General features: G+C 33.5%; 22 protein-coding genes. 11 read left to right on the forward strand and 11 right to left on the reverse strand.

What is annotated here, in order from left to right; genetic code table 11:
* Positions 1-120: 120 nt before the first annotated feature.
* Positions 121-744, reverse strand: a complete 624-nt coding sequence (locus B6C84_RS10665; protein WP_065578808.1) for a hypothetical protein — start codon at positions 742-744, stop codon at positions 121-123.
* A gap of 258 nt (positions 745-1,002) precedes the next feature.
* Here B6C84_RS10665 and argE point away from each other — a divergent pair, with 258 nt between their 5' ends.
* The gene (gene argE, locus B6C84_RS10670; protein ID WP_086320650.1) at positions 1,003-2,160 is read left to right on the forward strand and encodes an acetylornithine deacetylase; all 1,158 of its coding nucleotides are present in this window, start codon (positions 1,003-1,005) and stop codon (positions 2,158-2,160) included.
* A gap of 393 nt (positions 2,161-2,553) precedes the next feature.
* Here the strand turns inward: argE and rnz are convergent, their stop codons facing one another.
* The 3 genes from rnz to B6C84_RS10685 all read right to left on the reverse strand — a co-directional run bounded on the left by rnz (position 2,554) and on the right by B6C84_RS10685 (position 4,392).
* A complete protein-coding gene (gene rnz / locus B6C84_RS10675) occupies positions 2,554-3,471 on the reverse strand; it encodes a ribonuclease Z (RefSeq protein WP_086354152.1) in 918 nt (305 codons plus the stop codon).
* 203 nt (positions 3,472-3,674) lie between these two features.
* Positions 3,675-4,103 carry a lysozyme inhibitor LprI family protein gene (locus B6C84_RS10680; RefSeq protein WP_086354151.1) on the reverse strand — a complete coding sequence of 143 codons (429 nt, stop codon included), beginning with the start codon at positions 4,101-4,103 and terminating at the stop codon, positions 3,675-3,677.
* 61 nt (positions 4,104-4,164) lie between these two features.
* Positions 4,165-4,392, reverse strand: a complete 228-nt coding sequence (locus B6C84_RS10685) for a YccJ family protein (RefSeq protein WP_065578811.1) — start codon at positions 4,390-4,392, stop codon at positions 4,165-4,167.
* Between the two features lie 76 nt (positions 4,393-4,468).
* Between B6C84_RS10685 and yaaA the strand changes: the two genes are divergently transcribed.
* Positions 4,469-5,242, forward strand: a complete 774-nt coding sequence (yaaA, locus tag B6C84_RS10690) for a peroxide stress protein YaaA (protein ID WP_086354150.1) — start codon at positions 4,469-4,471, stop codon at positions 5,240-5,242.
* Positions 5,243-5,256: 14 nt separating this feature from the next.
* Positions 5,257-6,216: an AEC family transporter gene (locus B6C84_RS10695; RefSeq protein WP_165755102.1), complete on the forward strand. Its 960-nt coding sequence runs from the start codon at positions 5,257-5,259 to the stop codon at positions 6,214-6,216.
* Between the two features lie 7 nt (positions 6,217-6,223).
* Here B6C84_RS10695 and B6C84_RS10700 read toward each other — a convergent pair whose 3' ends face one another.
* Positions 6,224-7,081, reverse strand: coding sequence for a carboxylate/amino acid/amine transporter (locus B6C84_RS10700; RefSeq protein WP_086354148.1), 858 nt, complete (start codon positions 7,079-7,081; stop codon positions 6,224-6,226).
* 259 nt (positions 7,082-7,340) lie between these two features.
* Between B6C84_RS10700 and B6C84_RS10705 the strand changes: the two genes are divergently transcribed.
* The gene (locus B6C84_RS10705) at positions 7,341-8,933 is read left to right on the forward strand and encodes an ABC-F family ATPase (RefSeq protein ID WP_065651174.1); all 1,593 of its coding nucleotides are present in this window, start codon (positions 7,341-7,343) and stop codon (positions 8,931-8,933) included.
* Between the two features lie 67 nt (positions 8,934-9,000).
* Here the strand turns inward: B6C84_RS10705 and B6C84_RS10710 are convergent, their stop codons facing one another.
* Both B6C84_RS10710 and rhlE read right to left on the reverse strand, forming a co-directional pair.
* The gene (locus B6C84_RS10710; protein ID WP_086354147.1) at positions 9,001-9,342 is read right to left on the reverse strand and encodes a YggL family protein; all 342 of its coding nucleotides are present in this window, start codon (positions 9,340-9,342) and stop codon (positions 9,001-9,003) included.
* A 27-nt stretch (positions 9,343-9,369) separates the two neighbouring features.
* Entirely contained in the window at positions 9,370-10,674 is a 1,305-nt protein-coding gene (gene rhlE, locus B6C84_RS10715) for an ATP-dependent RNA helicase RhlE (RefSeq protein ID WP_086354146.1), read from the reverse strand.
* 277 nt (positions 10,675-10,951) lie between these two features.
* Here rhlE and nikA point away from each other — a divergent pair, with 277 nt between their 5' ends.
* From nikA to clcA, 7 genes are all read left to right on the forward strand, one after another.
* The gene (nikA, locus tag B6C84_RS10720) at positions 10,952-12,517 is read left to right on the forward strand and encodes a nickel ABC transporter substrate-binding protein (protein ID WP_086354145.1); all 1,566 of its coding nucleotides are present in this window, start codon (positions 10,952-10,954) and stop codon (positions 12,515-12,517) included.
* 23 nt (positions 12,518-12,540) lie between these two features.
* Positions 12,541-13,485 (forward strand): nickel/cobalt ABC transporter permease, encoded by a 945-nt coding sequence (gene opp1B, locus B6C84_RS10725; protein WP_065651177.1) that lies wholly within the window; start codon positions 12,541-12,543, stop codon positions 13,483-13,485.
* 2 nt (positions 13,486-13,487) lie between these two features.
* Complete coding sequence (opp1C, locus tag B6C84_RS10730; RefSeq protein ID WP_086354166.1) at positions 13,488-14,315, forward strand: nickel/cobalt ABC transporter permease; 828 nt, start codon at positions 13,488-13,490, stop codon at positions 14,313-14,315.
* Complete coding sequence (locus tag B6C84_RS10735) at positions 14,308-15,174, forward strand: ABC transporter ATP-binding protein (protein ID WP_086354144.1); 867 nt, start codon at positions 14,308-14,310, stop codon at positions 15,172-15,174. The genes opp1C and B6C84_RS10735 overlap by 8 nt, the downstream gene beginning before the upstream one ends.
* Positions 15,174-15,953, forward strand: coding sequence for an ABC transporter ATP-binding protein (locus tag B6C84_RS10740; protein WP_086354143.1), 780 nt, complete (start codon positions 15,174-15,176; stop codon positions 15,951-15,953). Before B6C84_RS10735 ends, B6C84_RS10740 begins: the two co-directional genes overlap by 1 nt.
* Positions 15,954-15,956: 3 nt before the next feature.
* Positions 15,957-17,282, forward strand: a complete 1,326-nt coding sequence (locus tag B6C84_RS10745; RefSeq protein WP_086354142.1) for an MATE family efflux transporter — start codon at positions 15,957-15,959, stop codon at positions 17,280-17,282.
* Positions 17,283-17,431: 149 nt separating this feature from the next.
* Entirely contained in the window at positions 17,432-18,808 is a 1,377-nt protein-coding gene (clcA, locus tag B6C84_RS10750) for a H(+)/Cl(-) exchange transporter ClcA (RefSeq protein WP_425319288.1), read from the forward strand.
* A gap of 155 nt (positions 18,809-18,963) precedes the next feature.
* Here the strand turns inward: clcA and B6C84_RS10755 are convergent, their stop codons facing one another.
* The 4 genes from B6C84_RS10755 to B6C84_RS11675 form a co-directional block, all read right to left on the reverse strand.
* Positions 18,964-19,398 carry a hypothetical protein gene (locus B6C84_RS10755; RefSeq protein ID WP_086320663.1) on the reverse strand — a complete coding sequence of 145 codons (435 nt, stop codon included), beginning with the start codon at positions 19,396-19,398 and terminating at the stop codon, positions 18,964-18,966.
* 488 nt (positions 19,399-19,886) lie between these two features.
* A complete protein-coding gene (locus B6C84_RS10760) occupies positions 19,887-21,800 on the reverse strand; it encodes an enterotoxin (RefSeq protein WP_086319823.1) in 1,914 nt (637 codons plus the stop codon).
* 421 nt (positions 21,801-22,221) lie between these two features.
* Positions 22,222-22,428, reverse strand: a complete 207-nt coding sequence (locus tag B6C84_RS10765) for a hypothetical protein (RefSeq protein WP_065578823.1) — start codon at positions 22,426-22,428, stop codon at positions 22,222-22,224.
* A 356-nt stretch (positions 22,429-22,784) separates the two neighbouring features.
* A partial coding sequence (locus B6C84_RS11675) for a hypothetical protein (protein WP_217338145.1) occupies positions 22,785-23,185 on the reverse strand: 401 nt, incomplete at its 5' end.

Here is a 23,185-nt window from a genome sequence, read left to right on the forward strand (position 1 = left end):
ATTTTAATATCTTATCGATTTAGTCAATGGAATAAGGTTAATAAAAAAACTAAACTCCAAATCAATATAAAATTAATTTGGAGTTATCTTATAAATGTTAAACGATTATCTTGAAAAAGATCATAAATCCGGTCTAAACCGTTTTAATTCTTTTAATGGAATATCACCTTGAACTGAACATTGAATCATGACTTTGCCACTAAACCTATCATATTCAAGAAACAATAAATTTTCAGCAGTGCCTCTTACTGGAGAGTCATTGGTTAATACATGTTTATTGTCAGACCAAACACCATCTTTATAAAATAACGCATTGGCAACATCAAGCGTACCATCAGCCGATATTTGCCAATCAACCCATGGTAACGCACTTTTAATCTCTTCAAAGGTATTATCGGTGTTAAATCCCCAAAAATAGTACTTCAGATGTTCATTGTAAATATATTGGGACTGATCAAAACTTTCGATTTTTAAACCATTAAAGATAATGGGTGGATCAAATGTAAGTCTACTTTTTTTAGGATTATTATTTGATTTAGTGACAAATTTACTATAACCATTTGGTAAATTTACGATTGGAAAATAATTACGATATATTTTTTTATTTAAATCCGAAAAAAAAGTCTTATCACATTGGGTAAAGCTTTTTAATAAATGACTAAAATCATCATCAAATGATGGATTTTGGGCATTTGCGAAAAATGGCATGAGTAAACCAATAAAACATAATGATTTAATCTTCACTGTCTATTTCCTTATTAGTGATTGATAATAAATTTTTACTTTGAGTAGCTTTAAAATAAGTTATTATATCAATAATGACAAATAATATTTAGCCTATCTTTAACTATAATAGTAGCGAAATATTCAAAGATAAAACAATTAGTTGCTAATCAATAACCGTCTAACAAAATAGCAACAAACTATTGCTAGCTGTGCTGTAAGGAAATATAGTAATTAAATATATTTTTCCCAGCGGACTTATTTAATAAAGGTGATTTTATGGCTCTTCCTTCTTTTTTGACAATTTATAATGAATTAATATCCACTCCAACTATCAGTAATGTAACCAATGAAAAATTAGATTATTCTAATAAACCACTAATTGATAAATTAGCGCAATGGTTTGCTGATTTAGGCTTTACAATTGACATTCAACCTGTACCAAATACTCGTAATAAATTTAACATGTTAGCCACCTATTCCAATAGTGACAATAAAACTCAAGGCGGCCTATTATTAAGTGGTCATAGTGATACAGTGCCGTTTGATGATGGACAATGGAGCAAAGATCCATTTAAGTTAACCGAAGAAAATAATAAGCTCTATGGGCTAGGCACTGCAGATATGAAAGGATTTTTTGCATTTATATTAGATGCGTTGCGTGATATCGATCTTAAAACATTAACCAAACCAATTTATGTATTGGCCACCGCAGACGAAGAGACATCAATGGCTGGCGCTTCATTTTTTGCCCAACAAACACAACTACAACCAGACTGCACGATTATCGGCGAACCTACCTCATTGATTCCTATTCGTGCTCATAAAGGATTTATATCTAATTCAATTAGAGTTATTGGTAAGTCAGGCCATTCAAGTGATCCAGACAAAGGTATTAATGCTATCGAAATCATGCATTTAGTGATTGAAAGATTACTTATTTTGAAACAAAAATTCAAACAACAATATCATAATGATGGTTTTAGCGTACCTTATCCAACCATGAATCTTGGTGTTATTCATGGTGGTGATGCAGCTAATCGTATCTGTGGCTGTTGTGAATTGATTATTGATATTCGGGTATTACCAGATAACGATATTGACTCACTTTATAATGCCCTTTGTGAAGCATTACAACCCGTTATGGACCAATATCCTAATCGAGTTTCCATCGAATATGAAGTATCACCAATACCGGGCTATGAATGTAAAAAAGATCATCCTGCATTAAATCATATCGAAAAACTGGTTGGTCACACCGCGCAAACCGTTAACTACAGTACTGAAGCACCATATTTAAATCAAATCGCCCCAACCATCGTTTTAGGACCGGGCTCGATTGAGCAAGCTCATCAACCAGATGAATTTATTTCAATGGATTTCTTAAAACCAACCAAATTAACCATTGAAAATTTAATTAAAGATTTTTGTTTATAAAAAGTACATTCGCCGGCAATGTCGGCGAATCAGCTTAATGCTATTAAAGCACAATAATTCATTATTTTTATATTAAGACGGTATAGACTTCTCAATATTTTTTACAAAAACTTACTTTTTCATCCTACATTTATCACTTAATAAAATTTATTTATAAAGTTATCTAACCACTACAATCATAAATAAAAATTTTCTGTAAATAGTGATACTAAATGATATTAATGAATCATTTTCATCTTAAGACGGTATAGACTCCTCAATATTTTTTACAAATATGGTCATCTTGATTTAGTAAAAATATACAAGAAAAGTCATGTTTTAATTATTGTTATAGTTATAGTTTTGGCTTTGATTAGTTTTATTAGTAATAGCCGACAAAGTCGGCGTGATTGATTAAACTTGAAAAGTGGCAAAATCAGTAGCAATTTCAGTATTAGCAAAGATGCTCCTAGCTTCATTAACCAGTTTTTGATTATCTTGAATACTATATCTAGGGCTAATATGCGTTATGATTAACCTTTTAGCATTAGCTTGCTTAGCTATATTGGCGGCGTGTATTGTCGTTGAGTGCCCACGTTCAATGGCTTTTGCCTCTAAAGCTTGTTCTTGAGTGGCTTCATGCACTAATAAATTGACGTTTTCAGCTAAATCAATGGATGCTTGACAAGGGATGGTATCACCCAAAATAGCTACTTTTTTGCCTCGTTTAATATCGCCCTTATAATCCTTACCATTAATCGTTCTTCCATCTTCTAAAGTAACGGTTAAACCTTCTTTTAAATGAGCATAATGTGAACCTATTTGGATGTTATCTTTTTTTAATTTATCAATATCCAGCGTTGCAGGAAGATCCTTTTCAACAATACGATAACCAAAACAAGGGACTCGATGTTGTAATAATTTGGCGTCGACGCGAAATTTATTATCTTCAAACACTAAGCTATCTTGTTCAAGTTCAATAATATTTAAAGGGTAAGTAAGCCATGAAGAACTAATTTCAATCACTGTTTGAATAAATTGTTTAATACCTTTAGGTCCAACTAACGTTAATGCCGATTGATTTTGCATTAATGAACGAGTGGTCAACACACCCGGTAAACCAAATAGATGATCACCATGCAAATGAGTCAAAAATATCATCTCCAATTTAGCTAAACTAAAATTGGCCTTTTGCATTTGCATTTGCGTTGCTTCACCACTATCAAACAGCCATAATCGCCCTCGTTCTTGTCGGAGATCAAGCATAATACTACTTACATTACGTTCAGCAGTTGGTGAACCGGCACTTGTCCCTAAAAAAGTTAATTTCATATCAAGATCAAATTGTCATTTAAAATTTTATTATATACTGAGAATAACTATTGATAATTTTATTTTGCTATAAGAAATAGAAAAATTATTATAATAGTAACTATAATAATTAATTCATTTATAACAGAACGTTAAAACCAAAATGTTTATATCTCAAAAATCAATACAATAATTTAAATAAGGATTTCATCTTGTACTTTAATTTATTTAAGATAAAGATCTAGTTGTTTTGCTCGTTGAAAATTCAGCTCAGCAAGGCAAGAAAATTTCATCATATCTAGCGCATTATCAATTGCTCCACCACCTAACGAACGTGCAAAATCACACTGCAGATTGCGATATTTAATAAATTCTTGGTTAGATTTTTTCAATCTAGTTTTGGCAATTACGATGTATTCTTTATCTTCAAACCAATTATCAAGTTCATTGAAAAATTTCTTTTGCGATTTATCTAATTCCGCTTGACTAATATAAAAAATTTTTTCTAAACATTCAGTCATGGCTCTTTCTGAAGGCTCGCCACTACAGTAGATGCGCAATTCATACTGATTTAAATCAGCATATTTTAAATTAGCAAAAACCTGTAGTGGCATAAAAATAATAAATATAGTCATTAATTTTATTATTTTCATAAAACTCTACAATCCTATTGATAACACTAAATTTAGTTAACTTATTGATTTATAATACAGATTAAACGTTTTTACGTTCAATGGTCTGTTCGCCCCAAAAGAGCTTATTAGCTTTAGTTTTAGCGAAAGCGCGTTGTAATACTTCATCGCTACCTTCTTCCCAAATTTGTTCTGCTAATTTTTCATCATCATTAGCGAGTTCAAAAATAGCCTCGGCAATTTCAATAGAGGTTTCACGAATATTTGCCCAAGATCGAATATCATGGATTTCTTTTTTGGTACTATTCATATTTATTCTCCTTATTTGCTAAGATTACAGGTAAAATAAACCCTATTCGCACAAAACACAATAGGTAACACTCTTTATGCTAACTATCATCTCTCCAGCCAAAACCCTTGACTATCAAAGTCCATTAATCTCTACAACCCATACCCTACCTGACTGTTTAGAGGCAACAAAACAACTTATTACTGTTTGTAAAAAGCTAACTAGCAATGATTTAGCTAAATTAATGTCTATCAGCCCCAAACTTGCGGCAGTCAATTATGAAAGATTTCAAAATTGGCATCCTGATTTTAATTTACAAAATGCCAGACAAGCGATCCTAGCGTTTAAAGGCGATGTATACGAAGGTCTACATGTTGAAGATTTTACTGCTTGTGACTTGCAATTTGCGCAATCGCATTTACGTATTCTGTCTGGGTTATATGGCTTATTAAGGCCACTTGATTTAATTCAACCTTACCGTTTAGAAATGGGTATCCGGTTAAAAAATGGTGACAATACTAATCTTTACCAATTTTGGGGAGAAAGCTTAACCGATAAACTCAATGAAGAGTTAGCAAAATCATCTCAACCAACCTTAATTAATTTAGCCTCTAATGAATACTTTAAAGCGATACAAGTTAAACACCTAAATGGCAAAATTATTCAACCGATTTTTTTAGATAAAAGCAAAGATGATTATAAAGTGATCAGCTTTTACGCCAAAAAAGCGCGCGGATTAATGAGCCGATTTATTATAAAAAATAGCATTAATAATTGTAATGATATTAAAAGTTTTAATTTAGATGGCTATCAATTTGATTCTAATCGCTCAACTGAATTAGAATGGTACTTCACCAGAAAACATGCATAGAAAGATATATTAAGATGGAATTTTTAATCACATTATGGCAGCAGTTTTTAACGACCTTACCTTTATTTATCTTAATTTTGTTAGGTTATATTGCTGTAAAAATGGGCCGTTGGCAAAAAACGGTAACCGATAGTGTAACTAAATTCACTTTTTATATTGCTTTCCCAATTATGCTCTTTCAAATTATGAGCCACTTTTCTGAACATTCAGAAATTGATATTAATCTTTTATTAGTGTTTTTTGGTGGCTCATTTATTGTTTTTGCCTTGAGTTGCTTTATTGCGGTTAAATTTTTTAAACTTAATGGTTCTGAAAGTACCATGTTTGCTATGGGTGGAATTTACACAAATACGGTATTTGTTGGTATTCCAATTATCAATATGTTATTGGGTGAAAAAGCGATTCCTATAGTCGCCATTATCGTAATATTTAATGCTTTAATTTTATGGACTTTAGCAACAGTATCCATTGAATTTGTGCAAATGGGTAAACTTTCAAGCAAAGGATTTATTAAAGCCTTTAAAAATGTATCCAAAAATCCAATCATCATCGGCATATTTGTCGGTATAGCCGTTAATTACTCTGGTATACCTTTACCTATATTTATCGAGAAATCGACCAAAATGGTCAGTGATATGACCGCACCGCTATCATTAATCGTATTAGGTATGGGGCTGGCTGAATATAAAATTCGTAATGATCTCCATATCACTATAGCAATCTGTATTATCAAACTATTTGTTTTACCAATTGCGACTTATATTTTAGGTAAATTGTTAGGATTACCTGTTTTAGAGCTACAAGTTATTGTATTATTAAGTTCCGTATCAATAGCCATAAATTGCTATATGATGGCAAGACAGTTTGAGGTTTTACAAGGACCTATCGCATCTAGCTTATTGATATCAACGGCGTTGTCATCGATAACAACACCGTTAATTCTATCAATAATGTTACAGTTACCTTTTGCTTAAGATTAACTTATTTCACCGCAAAATTTTTGAATTTGTGGTGTAAAATCAGAGCAAAAACAATAACTGCACTACCAACAGTGAATCGGCCCCAATCTATTGATTGGTGCCAAATAACAACATTGACTAAAATACCAGCCGGAATAACCAAATTATTCATAATCGCCAGTGTACCAGAATCGACTTTAGTCGCACCTAAATTCCATAAGAAATAACATAATCCCGAAGCCACAACACCTAACCAAATAATAATCCCCCACTGTAATTGAGTGGTAGGCAGTTTGTCAGCATTACCAAATAATAACCAACCAATAGATGCTACAACTATTGCGCCAAAATAGACCCAAGCAAAAGCTTGATGTTGCGGTAATGGATAGAGTTCCATAATACGTTTATAACCGACTTGTCCTAAAGCAAAGACGATATTGGCACCCTGAATTAATAAAAAGCCAATGATAAAATCACGACTGATGTGGTCATAACGGATAATTGCCGCACCAATGACCGCTATAATGGCCGTTAATAAATAATTAAGTCTTAGTCGATGCCCTTGCAGTAAATCATAAATAATAGTGACATAAATTGGTGTTGAAATGGTAAATAATAGAACCTCTGGTACCGAAATATATTGGAATGAGTTGTAATAAAAGAAGTACATAATTCCTAATTGGCATGCACCTACTCCCATCAAAAGCAACATCTGCTTTACAGAGACATTTTTAAAACGTAAAAAAGGAATAAAGGTAATAAAAGCCAGCAAAACGCGCATGACTACCGCAAACCAAGTATCAACTTGACCACTTAAATAAACCGCAATAAAACTAAATGAAAACGACCAAACAATGGTGACAAAAATAAGGTAATACATAGCAAACTTGTACCGAAAATAAAAAGTCAGGCATGGTAACAATTCGTTTTAATAATGTAAACAATAATTAAAACCAAATGTTTACCAATGGTAAAAAATTTTGCCGAACAAACCTTTTTAAGTACAAAATTAACAACTAAACTGCTAAAAAGGTCATTATTATGGCATAATGTGAGCTAAATCACATTTTTGCCAGTTACTTTAAATCTCACAAAGAGTTTTATGGTTTAGTTGCAAATCAATTCGAGAGTAATTATCAGTGTTAACAACAAGCAATATCACAATGCAATTCGGTAGTAAGCCACTATTTGAAAATATTTCCGTCAAATTTGGTAATGGTAATCGTTATGGATTAATTGGTGCCAATGGGAGTGGTAAATCAACTTTTATGAAAATTATTGGTGGCGATTTAGTGCCAACTTCAGGCAATGTATCGCTTGATCCACATGAAAGATTGGGTAAATTACGCCAAGACCAATTTGCTTTCGAGGAGTTTACTGTTCTCGATACCGTAATTATGGGACATACAGAATTATGGCAAATCAAGCAAGAACGTGATCGCATTTACTCGTTAGCAGAAATGAGTGAGGAAGACGGTTTTAAAGTCGCTGATTTAGAGACCCAATATGCCGAAATGGATGGTTATAGTGCGGAGGCGAGAGCTGGTGAATTATTGCTTGGAGTTGGTATTCCTATCGAACAACATTATGGCCTAATGAGTGAAATTGCTCCAGGTTGGAAACTACGGGTATTATTAGCCCAAGCGCTATTTTCAAATCCGGATATTTTATTACTCGACGAACCAACCAATAACTTAGATATTGATACTATCCGTTGGTTGGAAGATACCTTAAATGAACGTGAAAGCACGATGATTATTATATCGCACGATCGCCATTTCCTTAATATGGTCTGTACTCATATGGCCGATATGGATTATGGTGAACTTCGTATTTACCCTGGCAATTACGATGATTATATGACTGCTGCTACTCAAGCAAGAGAACGTTTATTAGCAGATAATGCGAAAAAGAAAGCACAAATAAGTGAATTACAATCCTTCGTCAGTCGCTTTAGCGCTAATGCCGCTAAATCAAAACAAGCAACATCACGAGCAAGACAAATTGAAAAAATAAAATTGGAAGAAGTCAAGGCATCCAGCCGACAAAACCCATTTATTCGCTTTGAGCAAGATAAAAAACTATTTCGTAATGCACTAGTGGTAGAAAACCTCACTAAAGGTTTCGACAATGGTCCTTTATTTAAAAATCTTAATCTCATGGTCGAAGTTGGCGAAAAAGTAGCAATTTTAGGGACTAACGGTATCGGTAAAACTACCCTACTCAAAACATTGATGAATGAATTAACGCCAGAACAAGGTGATATAAAATGGTCAGAAAATGCCAATATTGGTTATTATGCGCAAGATCATGAATATGAGTTTGAACAGGACTTAACTGTATTTGAATGGATGAGTCAATGGAAACAACCTAATGATGATGAACAAGCGGTACGTAGTATTTTAGGTCGATTATTGTTCTCACAAGATGATATTAAAAAGCAAGTTAAAGTTCTATCTGGTGGTGAAAAAGGCCGTATGCTGTTTGGCAAATTGATGATGCAACGACCAAATATCATTGTCATGGATGAACCTACCAATCACCTTGATATGGAATCGATCGAATCATTAAATATGGCATTAGAGCTTTATCAAGGAACGTTATTTTTTGTATCGCATGACCGTGAATTTGTCAGCTCACTGGCTAGCCGTATTATTGAAATCACGCCAGAAAAAGTAATTGATTATACCGGAAACTATGAAGATTACTTACGAAGTCAAGGCATAGAATAAAGCAGCATGCAAAGCAATAAAAATAGCCACATAAGTGGCCATTTTTTTATTGGCTGGTTATAAAGAATTAAAAATCTAATTCATCCCACCAAATATCGATTAAAGCGCTGGTTTTAACATTTTTTAAACCATAACTCTCAAGCCATTTAGTGACATTGTCACGGTCCTCTTCAGTACAATTACCTAATTTTTGGGTACAAATAATCCCCTTCCAAGCCAAATAACCACTTCCTTCGTAGGCCAAACCATTAGCTTGTATTGCTTCAACGATAAATTGATCGACAACGTTATCGATGGTTTCTTCATTAGTTCCTTCGTCAAATGACCAGCTTACAGTAAAACCTAACTCTTTAAATTCTTCAATATGTAATTTTTTTCTTAAACGACGACTGCGATTAACCTTAGCCATAATAATATCCTTCTGCTTTTTAATAATTTAGTGAGTTTTAGAATGTGTATGATGGCTTGATTGCTTCATACTATTCTGATGATTTTTAGAAGTTCGAGATTTATCAGCACTTCTTCTTTTTGTTGGAGCTCGTCTGGCTGGCGCTTTTTTGACTGGCTCCGCTTTAATTCGAGGATCGACTTCAAATCCTTGAGTAAAAATTTCTGGAATCGGCTTTCTAAGTAATTTCTCAATTGATTTTAATTGAGCAAGTTCATCAATACAAACCAGCGATATAGCTTGACCTTGATTTTGCGCTCGCCCTGTTCGACCAATTCGATGAACATAATCTTCTGCTACTTGTGGTAGCTCATAATTAATAACATAAGGTAATAACTCAATATCCAATCCTCTGGCGGCAATATCTGTAGCAACTAATGCTCGTATTTGTCCCGACTTAAAATCAGCTAACGCTTTCGTTCTGGCGCCCTGACTCTTATTACCATGAATTGCCGACGCTTTAATGCCATCTTTGGTTAATTGTTCTGCTAAGTGATTAGCGCCATACTTGGTTCGAGTAAAAATTAACACCTGTTGCCATTGATTTTTGCCAATTAAATAAGAGAGCAATTCACGCTTACGGCGCTTATCCACCCGATGCACATATTGCGTAATTTGCTCAGATGCACTATTGGTTTTCGCCACAGCAATCGATTCAGGCGAATTTAAGATGGTATTCGCTAATCCTTTTATCTCGTCAGAAAAGGTGGCAGAAAAAAGTAAATTTTGGCGTTTTTTCGGTAATTTAGCGATCACACGACGGATATCATGGATAAAGCCCATATCTAACATACGATCGGCCTCATCGAGAACTAAAATTTTTACCGGCGAAAGATCGACTGCATTTTGGTGTACTAAATCTAATAATCGTCCTGGGGTAGCAATTAAAATATCCACTCCACCGCGAAGTTTCATCATTTGTGGATTGATACTAACACCACCAAATACCACTAATGAACGAATAGTTAAATAACGGCTATAATCACGAATATTTTCACCGATTTGCGCTGCTAGCTCACGTGTTGGTGCTAAAATTAAGGCATATAAAGGGCGTTTACCTTTTTTCGGTTCTGATTTAGCTGAATTTCTTAATTGCATTTGATGCAATTTTTGCAAAATGGGTAAACCAAAACCTGCGGTTTTACCGGTACCGGTTTGGGCACTAGCCATTAAATCTTTACCTGACAGTATTACGGGAATAGCTTGTTGTTGGATAGGAGTGGGATCGGTATAGTGTTGTTCTTCAATAGCTTTTAAAATCTTGGCATCTAAGCCAAGAGAGTCAAATGACATGTAATGATTCCTAAATAATCGAAAAAATGAATAATCGTAAACATTATAAAGCAATTTGATAATAATTGTCTGATTATTTTATCTTTTCATTGCTAGTTATTTAATATATGCTACCATTTTAGAAAATAACCCTATAAAGTTTAGAGTTATTTGTCGCTTAAAATTTATTCATAGTATTTTGCTTATATTTTAAGCAAATTGTACAGGTGATATTGATTATCATTATCATTTATTGTATTGTTGCTACCCCAAAATATAATTATTTTATGGAATAGGTATGTCTTTTAACTTTCCTCATTTAAAAAAATTACTTATCGTCTTGATATTAAGTTGCTTTAGCCTTAATTGTTTAGCCAAAGATGATATTACTTTCGCAAATTTTCGTGATATTCGTGATTTAAATCCACATTTATATTCAGGTGAAATGTGGGCACAAAATATGTTGTATGAATCATTAGTTCACTATAATGAAGATGGAACTTTTTCTCCATGGCTGGCAGAAAGCTGGACTATCACTAACGAAGGTAAAACTTACACCTTCAAATTAAGAAAAGATGTCACATTCAGTGATGGAGCAAAATTTGATGCACACAGTGCCAAACTGAATTGGGATGCCGTGTTATCTAACAAAGTTCGTCATACTTGGTTAGAAATGGTGCGTTTAATAACTGAAGTCAAAGCGGTAGATGATTATACTCTTGAGGTTAATCTTTCTGAGCCTTACTACCCGTTCATGATTGAAATTGCCGTCACTCGCCCTATGCGATTTATTTCCCCAAATTCTATGATTGATGGTGAAACTAAAAATGGTGTGAAATCTTATATTGGTACCGGCCCATATGTTTTAGGTGATCATAAGAAAGATCAGTATGCAGTATTTAATGCTAATCCAACTTATTGGGGAACTAAGCCATTACTGAAAAAAGTAACTATGAAAGTAATCGCTGATAATCAAAGTCGACTAATGGCCCTTGAAAAAGGTGAAATCGATCTGATTTATGGTAAAAATATGGTTGATGCGGATTCATTTGAACGTTTTTCTAGCATGGATAAGTTTCAAACCTTAATGTCGAAACCGGTTTCCAGTCGAATTGTTTTAATGAATACGACGAGAAACCAATTGAGTGATGTTAATGTCCGCCAAGCTATTGAACATATTATCAGTAAGAAAGATATCTCAGAAGGTATTTTTAATAATAGCGAAGCACCAGCTGATACGTTAATGGCAACCAATATTCCTTATGCCAACATTGGTTTAAAGCCTTATGTCTACGATACAAAATTAGCTGAAACACTACTAGATAAAGCTGGCTGGCTAAAAGTTAAAGGTGAAGATTATCGCCAAAAAGATGGTAAACCGTTTGAGATCACTCTTTATTATGATAGTAATACTGCCTCTCAAAAAACTATTGCCCAATATATGCAAGACGAATTTGAGCAAGTGGGATTAAAGCTTAATATTCATGGTGAAGAAGAGCAAGGTTATCGTGATCGCCAAAAAGCGGGTGATTTTGATATGGTATTCGATATTTCATGGGGAACACCATATGATCCGCAATCATTTTTATCAGGAATGAAATTACCGGTTTATGGTGATTATATGGCGCAACAAGGCTTGAAAGAAAAACCACAAATTGATGCGAGTATTAGTAAAGCATTAATTTCAACTGATGAAAAAGAGCGACAAGATCTATTCCGTTATGTGCTAGAAACCTTGCATAATGAAGCGGTTTATATTCCGCTGACTTATGAGCGTAATCGTGCGATTGCGGTTAAATCTCTAAAAGGAATTGAGTTCGCCCCTTCTCAATTTGATATTCCATTTGAGAAAATGCATTTTTAATAAACTAATATTATTGACCAATAATGTTAAATTATATTATTAAACGTTTAATGATGATGATACCGATATTATTCGGTATCTCTTTTATCGCTTTTTTTCTTATTAATTTAGCTCCATCCGATCCTGCAGAAGTTGCATTACGCTTAAACGAAATCATGCCAACACCAGATGCTATTGAAAGTATGCGTCAAGAATTGGGATTGAATAAACCTTTTTTAGAACGCTATTTTATTTGGCTATATGATGTTTTACATCTTGATTTTGGTCGTTCATTTATTCATCGAGATAGACTAGTTTGGGATGAGATGATCCGCAGTTTAATTCCGACATTAATTTTAGCGATGTCGGCATTTGCATTTACACTTATCATCAGTTTAATTTTAGGTGTTTTATGTGCCATCTTTGCCAACTCAGCGTTTGATCATATTGTTCGAATTATTATCTTTTTGGGTACTGCAATGCCGAGTTATTGGTTAGGTTTACTATTTATTTGGCTATTTGCCAATTATTTAGATTTACTGCCAACCAACGGTTACGGAACATGGCAAAATCTCATTTTACCTACCTTAACCTTATCATTTGTCTATATCTCAACTTATATTCGTTTTATCCGTAATAATATGTTGGAAAATATGCATAATTATTCGGTGTTTTATGCTCGTAGCCGTGGTTTAAAAGAAACAACGATAATTGTTAAACATGTGTTAGTTAATTCTCTACATACTACTATCACCGCCTTAGGCATGACTATTCCGCAATTAATAGCAGGATCTTTTGTCGTCGAATATATCTTTTCGTGGCCAGGACTTGGGCGTTTATGTATAGCAGCTATCATGAACCGTGATTATCCGGTCATTCAAGCTTATATTCTTATCATGGCAATTCTATTTGTAGTTTGTAATTTTATTGTTGATATCATTCATCAATGGTTAGATCCACGATTACGAGATAATGGTGGTGCCGTATGAATATAGCTAAACAATTGATTAACAATAAAACAGCTTTAATCTGTTTAATCATCATCACCACAATCGTTATATTAGGTATTTTAGCACCTTATATTGCACCGTATGATCCCAATAAAGTTCGTATTGTGCGTAAATATGCTGCCATGTCTAGTCAACATTGGCTTGGTTGTGATCATCTTGGTCGCGATATTTTATCGCGTTTGCTTTATGGTATCCGATCTACCCTGTTTTTATCCTTACTTACCATGATCATTACTATCGTGGTTGGTAGTCTGATCGGCCTTATCTCAGGTTATCAACGAGGCAAACTTGATGAATGCATTATGCGCCTTTGTGACATTATGCTGTCATTCCCTAGCCAAGTCATGATTTTAGCGATTGTTGGTGTGTTAGGCGTAGGTATTGAAAACGTCATTATCGCCAATATTGTGGTTAAATGGGCATGGTATAGCCGTATGATTCGTAGTTCAGTCATAAAATATAGCCGAAAAAATTATATCCTTTTTTCACGTGCAATTGGCGCACCACATTCTTTTATTATTTGCCGTCATTTATTACCTAATGTTATGTCAGAGCTGGTAATATTAGCAACCTTAGATACCGGTTGGGTGATCTTAAATATCTCAGCACTATCCTTTATTGGATTAGGTGTTCAAGCACCTACTGCCGAGTGGGGGTTAATGTTAAGTGAAGCGAAAAATGTCATGACCCAACATCCGATGCAGATGGTCTTTCCTGGTATTGCAATTTTAATTGTCGTTGCAGCATTTAATATGTTAGGTGATTGTTTAAGAGATATTTTAGATCCAAAGGACAAAAAGCATGAGTAGCTCGCTATTAGAAGTGAATAAACTTACGGTTACTCTCGACAATGGTAACAAGCTATTAGATGATGTCTCATTTAAAATTAATCGTCATTCATGTTTAGGTATTGTTGGTGAAAGTGGCAGTGGCAAAAGTTTAACATGTAAAGCCATTATCGGATTGTTAGAGCCCTATTTTAATGTGTCAGGTCAAATATTATTTAAGCCACAACAAGCTAAACTAACCTTAGCTAATAATGGTGATCTATTACAACAGAATAAACAAACCTTAAAGCAGATACGTGGTAAGGTAATTTCGATAATATTACAACATCCTATGAGTGCCTTCGATCCGCTATATTGTATTGGCAAGCAAGTAGTTGAAACACTGCAAGCACATCAAGATATTAACAAAAAGCAAGCCATGACAAAAGCGTTAGAAATGATTGAAAATATTGGCCTTAATAATCCACAAGAGATCTATAAAAAATATCCTCATCAATTAAGTGGTGGCATGTTACAGAGAATAATGATTGGTTTGGCATTAATGCTTGAACCAGAACTCATCATTGCTGATGAACCCACTACAGCACTTGATTCAATTAGCCAATTTCATATTTTAAAAATGTTTACCGAGATAAAACAGAACTCGAAAACAACCGTGATTTTTATCTCTCATGATTTAGGTGTGATTCATCATATTGCTGATGATATTATTGTGATGAATAAAGGGAAGATTGTGGAATCAGGTAGTCGTGAACAAATTTTTTACCATCCTCAACATGACTATACTCGTTACTTGATAGACACACGTAAACAGTTATTAAATAAGTTCAATGCTATTATTGGTTTCAATAATCCAAATTTGATCACGGAGACAACTTAATGCCACCGTTATTACAAGTTGAAAATGTAAAAAAATCTTTTTTACAACCGAATCAAAATCTGTTTAGCCGAAAAAAGAATACCGTCATCAATGGCGTTTCATTCGAACTAAAACAAGGTGAATGTCTTGGCATTATTGGCGAAAGTGGTAGTGGTAAAAGCACATTAGGTAAACTGATTTTAGGTTTAGAAAAACCTGATAGTGGTAATATCTATTTTAATGGCCAAGATATAGCTAAACGGGCGTGGAAAAGGTCAGCAATGCGTAAAGATATCAGTGCGGTATTTCAAGATTATAATGCTTCAGTCAATCCGTATTTTACGGCAGCCCAGATTATTGCTGAACCGATTGACATCTATGAAAAACTAGCCAAAAATGACCGTAAGCTGCGTATTAACGCTTTATTAGAACAAGTCGGTTTAGACAGCTCTTTTTATAATCGTTTTGCACACCAAATGAGTGGTGGTCAATTACAGCGTGTTTGCATTGCCAGAGCAATTGCCTGCTCTCCGCAATTTATCTTATTTGATGAAGCTGTGAGTTCATTAGATATCTCAGTACAAACCCAAATATTGTCACTACTTGCCGATTTACAAAAGCAATTAAATCTTACCAGTATTTTTATCACCCACGACTTAACGACCATTACTTATCTTTGTAACAAAGTGGCATTTTTTTATAAAGGTGAGATCATTGAATATATTGATAGTATAGACAAACTTAATCAAGTCAAAAACCCTTACTCTATCCAACTTCTCGAATCAGTTTTAGGTTTTTAAAAAATGGTAAACGCATCAATATCAAATCAACAGTATCAGTTTATTGATTATCTTAAATTAGTGATTCCCTTTGTACTGTCAACTATCACCACTCCCCTGCTTGGCGTAGTTGATACTGCTTTAGTTGGTCATTTACCTAATCCTGCTTTTATTGCTGGCATTGCCATAGGAACAGTAATATTCAATACCATTTACTGGTTATTTGGCTTTTTAAGAGTCAGTACCACAGGTTTCGCAGCTCAAGCCTTGGATAACGCATTATTACTAAAATCTTCGCTTATTCGCCCCCTATTTATTGCGATTTTTTTAGGTTTGGTATTTATTATTTTTCAAAAGTTCATTTTTTCTGCTTCAATGCAGATCATTAATCCTAATCAAGAAGTTCAACACTATGCTGATAGCTATTTTTCCGTATTAATTTGGGGTGCTCCTTTTGTGCTTATCAATTATGTGTTAGTTGGTTGGTTAATGGGTATCTCTAAAGTGAAAGCAGTATTATTTTTACAAGTTTTCATCAATGTACTTAATATTATAATGGCGATGCTTTTTGTCTGGTGGTTTCGTTGGGACATCAAAGGAGTCGCATTCGCAACGTTAATCGCCCAAATAAGTTGTTCTTTAATCGGGATTTTGTTCATCTATCGATATCTACCAAAAACGCATCAAAAAACTGACTTAAAAGCTATTTTGTCATGGCAATCATTAAAAGGGGTCATTTTAGTCAATACCAATCTAATGATAAGGACTATCTGTTTATTAATCGTCACCAATCATTTTATTTCGATTGGCTCAACATTCGATACCGAAGTATTAGCCGCTAATGCCGTCTTATTTCAGATCCATTATATGATGGCATATCTGTTTGATGGTTTTGCTAATGCATCAAGTGTATTTAGTGGTCGCGCGAAGGGCAATAAAAGTATGAAGCTCTATAACCAAACTTTACGCTGGTCATTGCAAGCCTGTTTTATTTGCCCAATTATAATAATTGCTATTTGGTTGGCGTTTGACACCTCAATTATCAAGCTACTTACTAATCAAACGGAAATTATAAATCTTACTCTGCAATATCAATCATGGTTAATTATATTCCCTATCGTTGCCGCCGGTGGATTGATCTATTATGGTGTTTTTTCCGGTATTAGTTACACTTCATCAATCCGTGATTCAATGTTATTAGCGTTATTGCTTTGGTTGATAACACAATATTTTGCAGTACCAGTTTGGGGAAATCATGGATTATGGCTGGCTTACAGTTTATTTAGTTTTGGCCGAACAATATTTTTAGTTATTTGGATTAAAAAATCGCGCAGCTATATTACTGCTTAATGGCGCATTATCGCAGGTTTTTAATCAGATAATCGTCCTAGTAGCAAGTATTTTAGTACAAATTTGAAACTATCTTTTTCGATTAAACAGGCGTAAAATTTGCCTTCATTGTTCTAATTACAGTCAATATTGTGCCTAGTTATTCTGCTATCAAAAAAAGAATTCAACTTTATCATAAAATACGCAGTTTTCAGGATAAAGCTCCACTAATCGTACTAATAGTTGCCGGTGTTATCGGCACTATCACTGGTATTGTTGGCGTATTATTTCAGTATGCGGTGAATTGGGTTATCTCACTGCGTAAAACATTATTATTTAATCTGGTCGACAATCTAGTAATTAATTATCTATTAATCTTTGCTATCACAGGAACAATGGGCGGGTTAGCTTACTATTTAGTCAAACGTTTTGCTCCTGAATCTGGCGGTTCAGGTATACCAGAAATTGAAGGTGCATTACTTGATTTACGTCCAGTTCGTTGGCGATCTGTCCTACCGGTTAAATTTATTGGTGGTATCGGTGCTTTGGGCTCTGGTATGGTGTTAGGTCGTGAAGGCCCTACTGTTCAACTTGGTGGTAATATTGGTGCCATGGTCTCCGATCTGCTCAAAATTAAAAATAAAGCTTATCGACATACTTTTTTAGCAACCGGAGCCGCCGCAGGCATTACTGCAGCATTCAATGCGCCTTTAGCAGGCATACTGTTTATTATTGAAGAGATGCGACCACAGTTTCGCTACAATTTGACCTCAATAAAAGCCATTTTTGTTGGCGTGATTATGGCCAGTGTGATGTACCAATTTTTATATAATCAGGAATCAGTCTTTCAGATCGGCCACTTTAATGCTGTTCCTATTGAATCTTTATGGCTCTATCTCTTATTAGGGACTTTTTTTGGCGTTATTGGTGTTTTATCAAATAAGTGCATATTGACCTTACAAGAGCGATTCAAACAATTTTATCAATTTAATCAATACTACTTTGTTATCACTGGATTTTGTTTGGCTGGGTTATTTGGAGTTATAAGCTTTATCTTCCCTGAAATAACCGGTAGCGGTTTTGATTTTATTCCCGATGCCGTTTCTGGCAATTACGCTATCAATACATTGATGATTATTTTATGTTTACGCTTTATCACTACCGTTTTATGCTTTAGTTCCGGCGCTCCAGGGGGCATTTTTGCCCCAACTTTAGCCCTAGGGACAACGGTTGGGATCGCTTTTGGGGTGATTGCGCAACAAATTTACCCAAATTATCATATTGAACTTGGTGCTTGCGCTATCATTGGAATGGGGGGGTTATTTGCGGCAACCGTACGAGCACCACTCACAGGAATTGTCTTGGTAATGGAAATGTCAGATAACTATCAGCTTATTTTACCGATGATTATTACTTGTTTAGGTGCGACACTCATAGCGCAAGCGTTGGGTGGAATGCCATTATATACGTCTATTTTGGAAAAAATATTATTAAGAAACAAACTTCAACTAGATAACGCTGCTCAACTAACGGCAAGTAATTCTTAATAAATTATAACCTAATCAATCTAGCAGTTTTGGATGGAAAAAAATAAGAAGAAAATTTTAATTAAGTCGTTAACTTAGTAATGAATCAAAATTAATACCTCAATGTTTCGATTCATTACTAAAATTCACCTAATAGCGAATAAACTAATATTTCCCTATTCTAACTCACAGATTTCTTTGATTGATAAAGTGGTAGGAATATTACGATCATCAGAAAATTGAAAACGGAAAATAAAACGAATGTCATAAGTTTTTAAGACATTTACGACATCAGGTTTATCACAAAATTGACTATTAAGCCCTAATCTAACATTCTCCATAAAATCATTCAAAGGGGTATTTTGGCTATCTGAAGGCATTTTGTATTCAAAAACCACATTATTAATATTCGCGGTAATATTGGTAACTTCATAACCGGCCTCTACTTGAATAGGAAATTTACCTTTTTCTCCTAACAATGAGCGTTTTGCACTATCTGCTAATGCTTTAGTAACCTTTACTCCCGTATTTTTATCGGCTGTAGCTGCATTTACGGTCGTAAACATAAAAAGGCTTGAAAGCAACACTGTCAATTTGATAACTTTTTTCATCATTTTTCCTTACTCTATACCTTATAACTCTATTTCTAATCAAAACTATTGATAAATAATTATATTTTTATTGTTATCTTAAATATTTTAATTTATTTAATGGTCTAAATAATAATGATTAATAAAAATATCTGCTATCTTACACAATATTTCTGATAAAAAAAGCCAACTTAACAATTTATTGTAAAAATTTAAATGAAATTAAACAAATATTGATCATTTCAACTTTGACTATTTTTATCACTAATGCCAATTACTCAGCAAAAATTTTTCCTGAATTTAGTAATCTTTAAATCAAAATTTTAACTAGATATGAGGATTTTTAAGCTTTAATTTTGAGATACCCAAATATATAGGTTATAGAGGATAAGTTGAATTTTTTTTGACAAAATTTATTTACTAAATTTATCTATTGATAGTAAACATAATTGCAAATAAAATCTCGAAAATTAAGCGCCTTACCTTGTCATGGTAAGGCACTTTATAGGTTATTGTGGAGTTAATGACATGATAACTGTTTCAAAAGGTTCAAGCGTTAACATTGCTGTTTTCGAAATAGTTGTTGGTTTCTTTGCATGTAACTTACTAGCATAATCAATTTTAATTTGAAAACGGTCAGTTGCATTAGTTGGTAATTCTAAATCATTTTGCAAATCTAGATAGTAAACTTGCTGTTTATCAGATGGATTACGTAAAGTGATAATTGCTTTATTTTTACTCCAACCGGCCCAACCATATACACCTAATTTTGTCGGATCTTTACCTATCCAATGGCTATCGAATAAAACATCTTTATTAGTTCTTGCCCATTTTGCGGCTGTAGCTAGCGTATCCCAATTTTGGGTCGTTAATAATTCAGGAGTAATATACATTTCTTGCAATTGGGTACCTGTTGCAAAGTAGCTCCATACCTGATCGGCAAAATCTGTTTCACTTTCTTGATCAAGATTTTTCGCTTGTTTTGCATAGACAATACCATGCAACATTAAGGAGTTAAGCGGGAATAACGGGCCTTTTAAAACAATAGAACGATAAGTTTCGGCATCACGATAAGTTAACCACTGTTGCACTTTGCTACCAGGTCCATAGTAGTTAACATCATCCCCTCCTCGCCATATTGAATCGGCATAGAATAACCATGATGGCGTTGCTTGAGTACCAGTGGTTAAATTAATGTAGAGATTTGGGTTAGCACTGCGCATATCTTCAATTAAATGAATAGCAGCATCAAAATCACTAGTAAATTGACTACCAGCAATAACCTTATCAGCATTACCCGTTCCATCAAGTTTAAACATGGTTATGTTTTGATTATTAATCAATTCGAGGATTCGTTTATGGAAGTTAGTATAATAATTTGGCCCTGACAAGGCTAATTTACCGTCCATAGTTTCATAACCAAATTCAGGCGCATTAGCAACACGTTTATCACGTGGTTTATTATAACCGCCCCATGGTGATAACCAAATACCGAGTGCCGTTTGATATTTATCAGAAGCTGTTTTCAAATTATTAAATTCATTAGGGAAATTGGCACTAAATCCCCAATTACCTTTTAGATTATCCCAACCATCGTCAAATAAATATCCATCCAATTTTACCTGACGTTTTTTTACCAACTCTTCACCATATTGATCAATTCTCAATAAAGCTTCTTTTTCTGTATAAGGATTAAAGAATCCTATATCTAGCCATGAGTTATAGTGTAAATAAGGACTATATGGACGTTGACGAACACTATCAATGAACTGGTTAATGTTACGTCTTAACTGACCTTTTTCATAAGTACCAATGTAAGTTTTATAACTTAAAGTATGTTCAGCTTGTAATGGAATAGCTTGTGGAATTTTTTGTGATACACCGCCTTCATAAGCAACGGTATTGGTTAGTGGATTTTCTGGAATGATAAAAAAAGTATCACTAATAATCGGTGAACTTACTACTGAACCATACACAAATGGTGCCTGTGAATGGAATGGCATTAATGAAACTGATGACATTGAAAGTGCTTTATTTTTAGGCGTGATTCTTAATTCATAACTCGCAAAATGTTTATCATCATTTAGATTAACGACAGTTTCAATCGACATATCATGACCAGTGTAATTTAATGTCATGCCTGTATCTTGTTGTTGCACTTTATCCAGTGAAAAATCTTTATCGGTTAACTTATCTCCGGATGCCAAAACAATTTCAAACAACGTTTCAATTTTTACCGAATCATTAGTCACTGGATTGATAATATTTAGTGCTGTAATACTATTTTGACTGTCATCCTTAGCTAATTTAACTTGAGCATTTTTTCCTGATAATTGATAATCTTTGGCCCAAGCTGCGCCTGTTGGTAAACACAATGCTGATAATATGCCTAACACAACCAATTTTTTCATGTTTTTTTTCATTATTACCTCCTAAAGGATAAACAATTTTATTTCCATAAGAACATATTAGACTTAGTATAAACATCAAATATTGATGAAATTGTGATCTTCTTTGCAGTTTATTAGAATCGCTAAATTGCCAAAAAATGACTGAATTTCCTTTTTACTGAAAGACATATATTTGGCGGGAAATAATTACAAATAGTTTTTTATTACCATAAATCAAGTCATTTCTAAATTAGCCATAGGTAATAATGAAAGGTAGGGTTAGCAATGAATGAAATATTGCTTTTATTTTTCGACGTGATAAAGATCACAATTTCAAAATAAACTTATTGGCAAAAGCCAAAAATTCGAGAATAAAATTTAATAACGATACTTAATAACCAAAAAGGTAACACTGAGTGTTACCTTTTAAAGTTACAACATAAAATTATTACTGTTATTTTTTAGTATGATGAGGATCTTTAACTGAATCACCTTGACCACTAACCACATACCAACCATTCTTACTATGTGGCTTTTTATTATGATCAGGACAAGGGGGTAACGATTTTTTACTTTGGTTTGAATATACATAGCCACAATCAGCACATTTATAAGTGCCAGCTGAAACATCACTACCGTATGCAGCAAATTTTTGTACCATTATAAGCTCCTCCAGTAAAATGTTATAAATAATAAGCCGATTTACTTATTACAGTTATATATAAACGCTGATTGAAACAAAAATCAAGTCAAGATTGAATAAACTCTCAATATCTTCGCTAAAACAGCTTTAAAATATAAAAAATTTAGATTTTTAAATTTAAATACTCGATAAAATGAGCAACGTAATTCTGTCTTATCTCAAATTGATAATAATGGCGTATTAAAAGCAATTAACAAATGAGAAAAGGTACTCAATCATTTTAAAATAACTGACGAATACTTAATAAAATGCAGCTAATTTTTAAAAGGCTTTCTTAATATATTTTACTTTATGGATAAGAATCATTGGATTGTTTAACAAGCAAAACAACATAAACATCTTAAAATTTTAATCAAAACTAAAATAATGTAACCTAAAAAGCAACCTAGCGCAGGAATAAACGCCGCAAGGATGAATCCCAAATCATTGTTATAACCATAATCAAAATAATCAAAATAAAAATTTAAAAAACCAAACCAGCCAAAAGAGAAAACTAATCCACAAAATAATCCTATAAAAGAAGTTAATAAATGTGTCCGAGGTGTAATAAATAATTTTATTAATTGTATTAGGAAAAAAACAATTTCAAAAACTATTGTTATACAAAATATTATCTGAAGGACATATGCAGCTACATGACTAATATAGAATATGCTTTTTAATGAAAAAATATTATAAGTAATTATAAATGCCAAATAAGTAACCCCAAAAAGAC

The sequence above is a fragment of the Gilliamella apis genome, assembly GCF_002142155.1.
GTDB classification, from domain to species: Bacteria; Pseudomonadota; Gammaproteobacteria; order Enterobacterales; family Orbaceae; genus Gilliamella; species Gilliamella apis.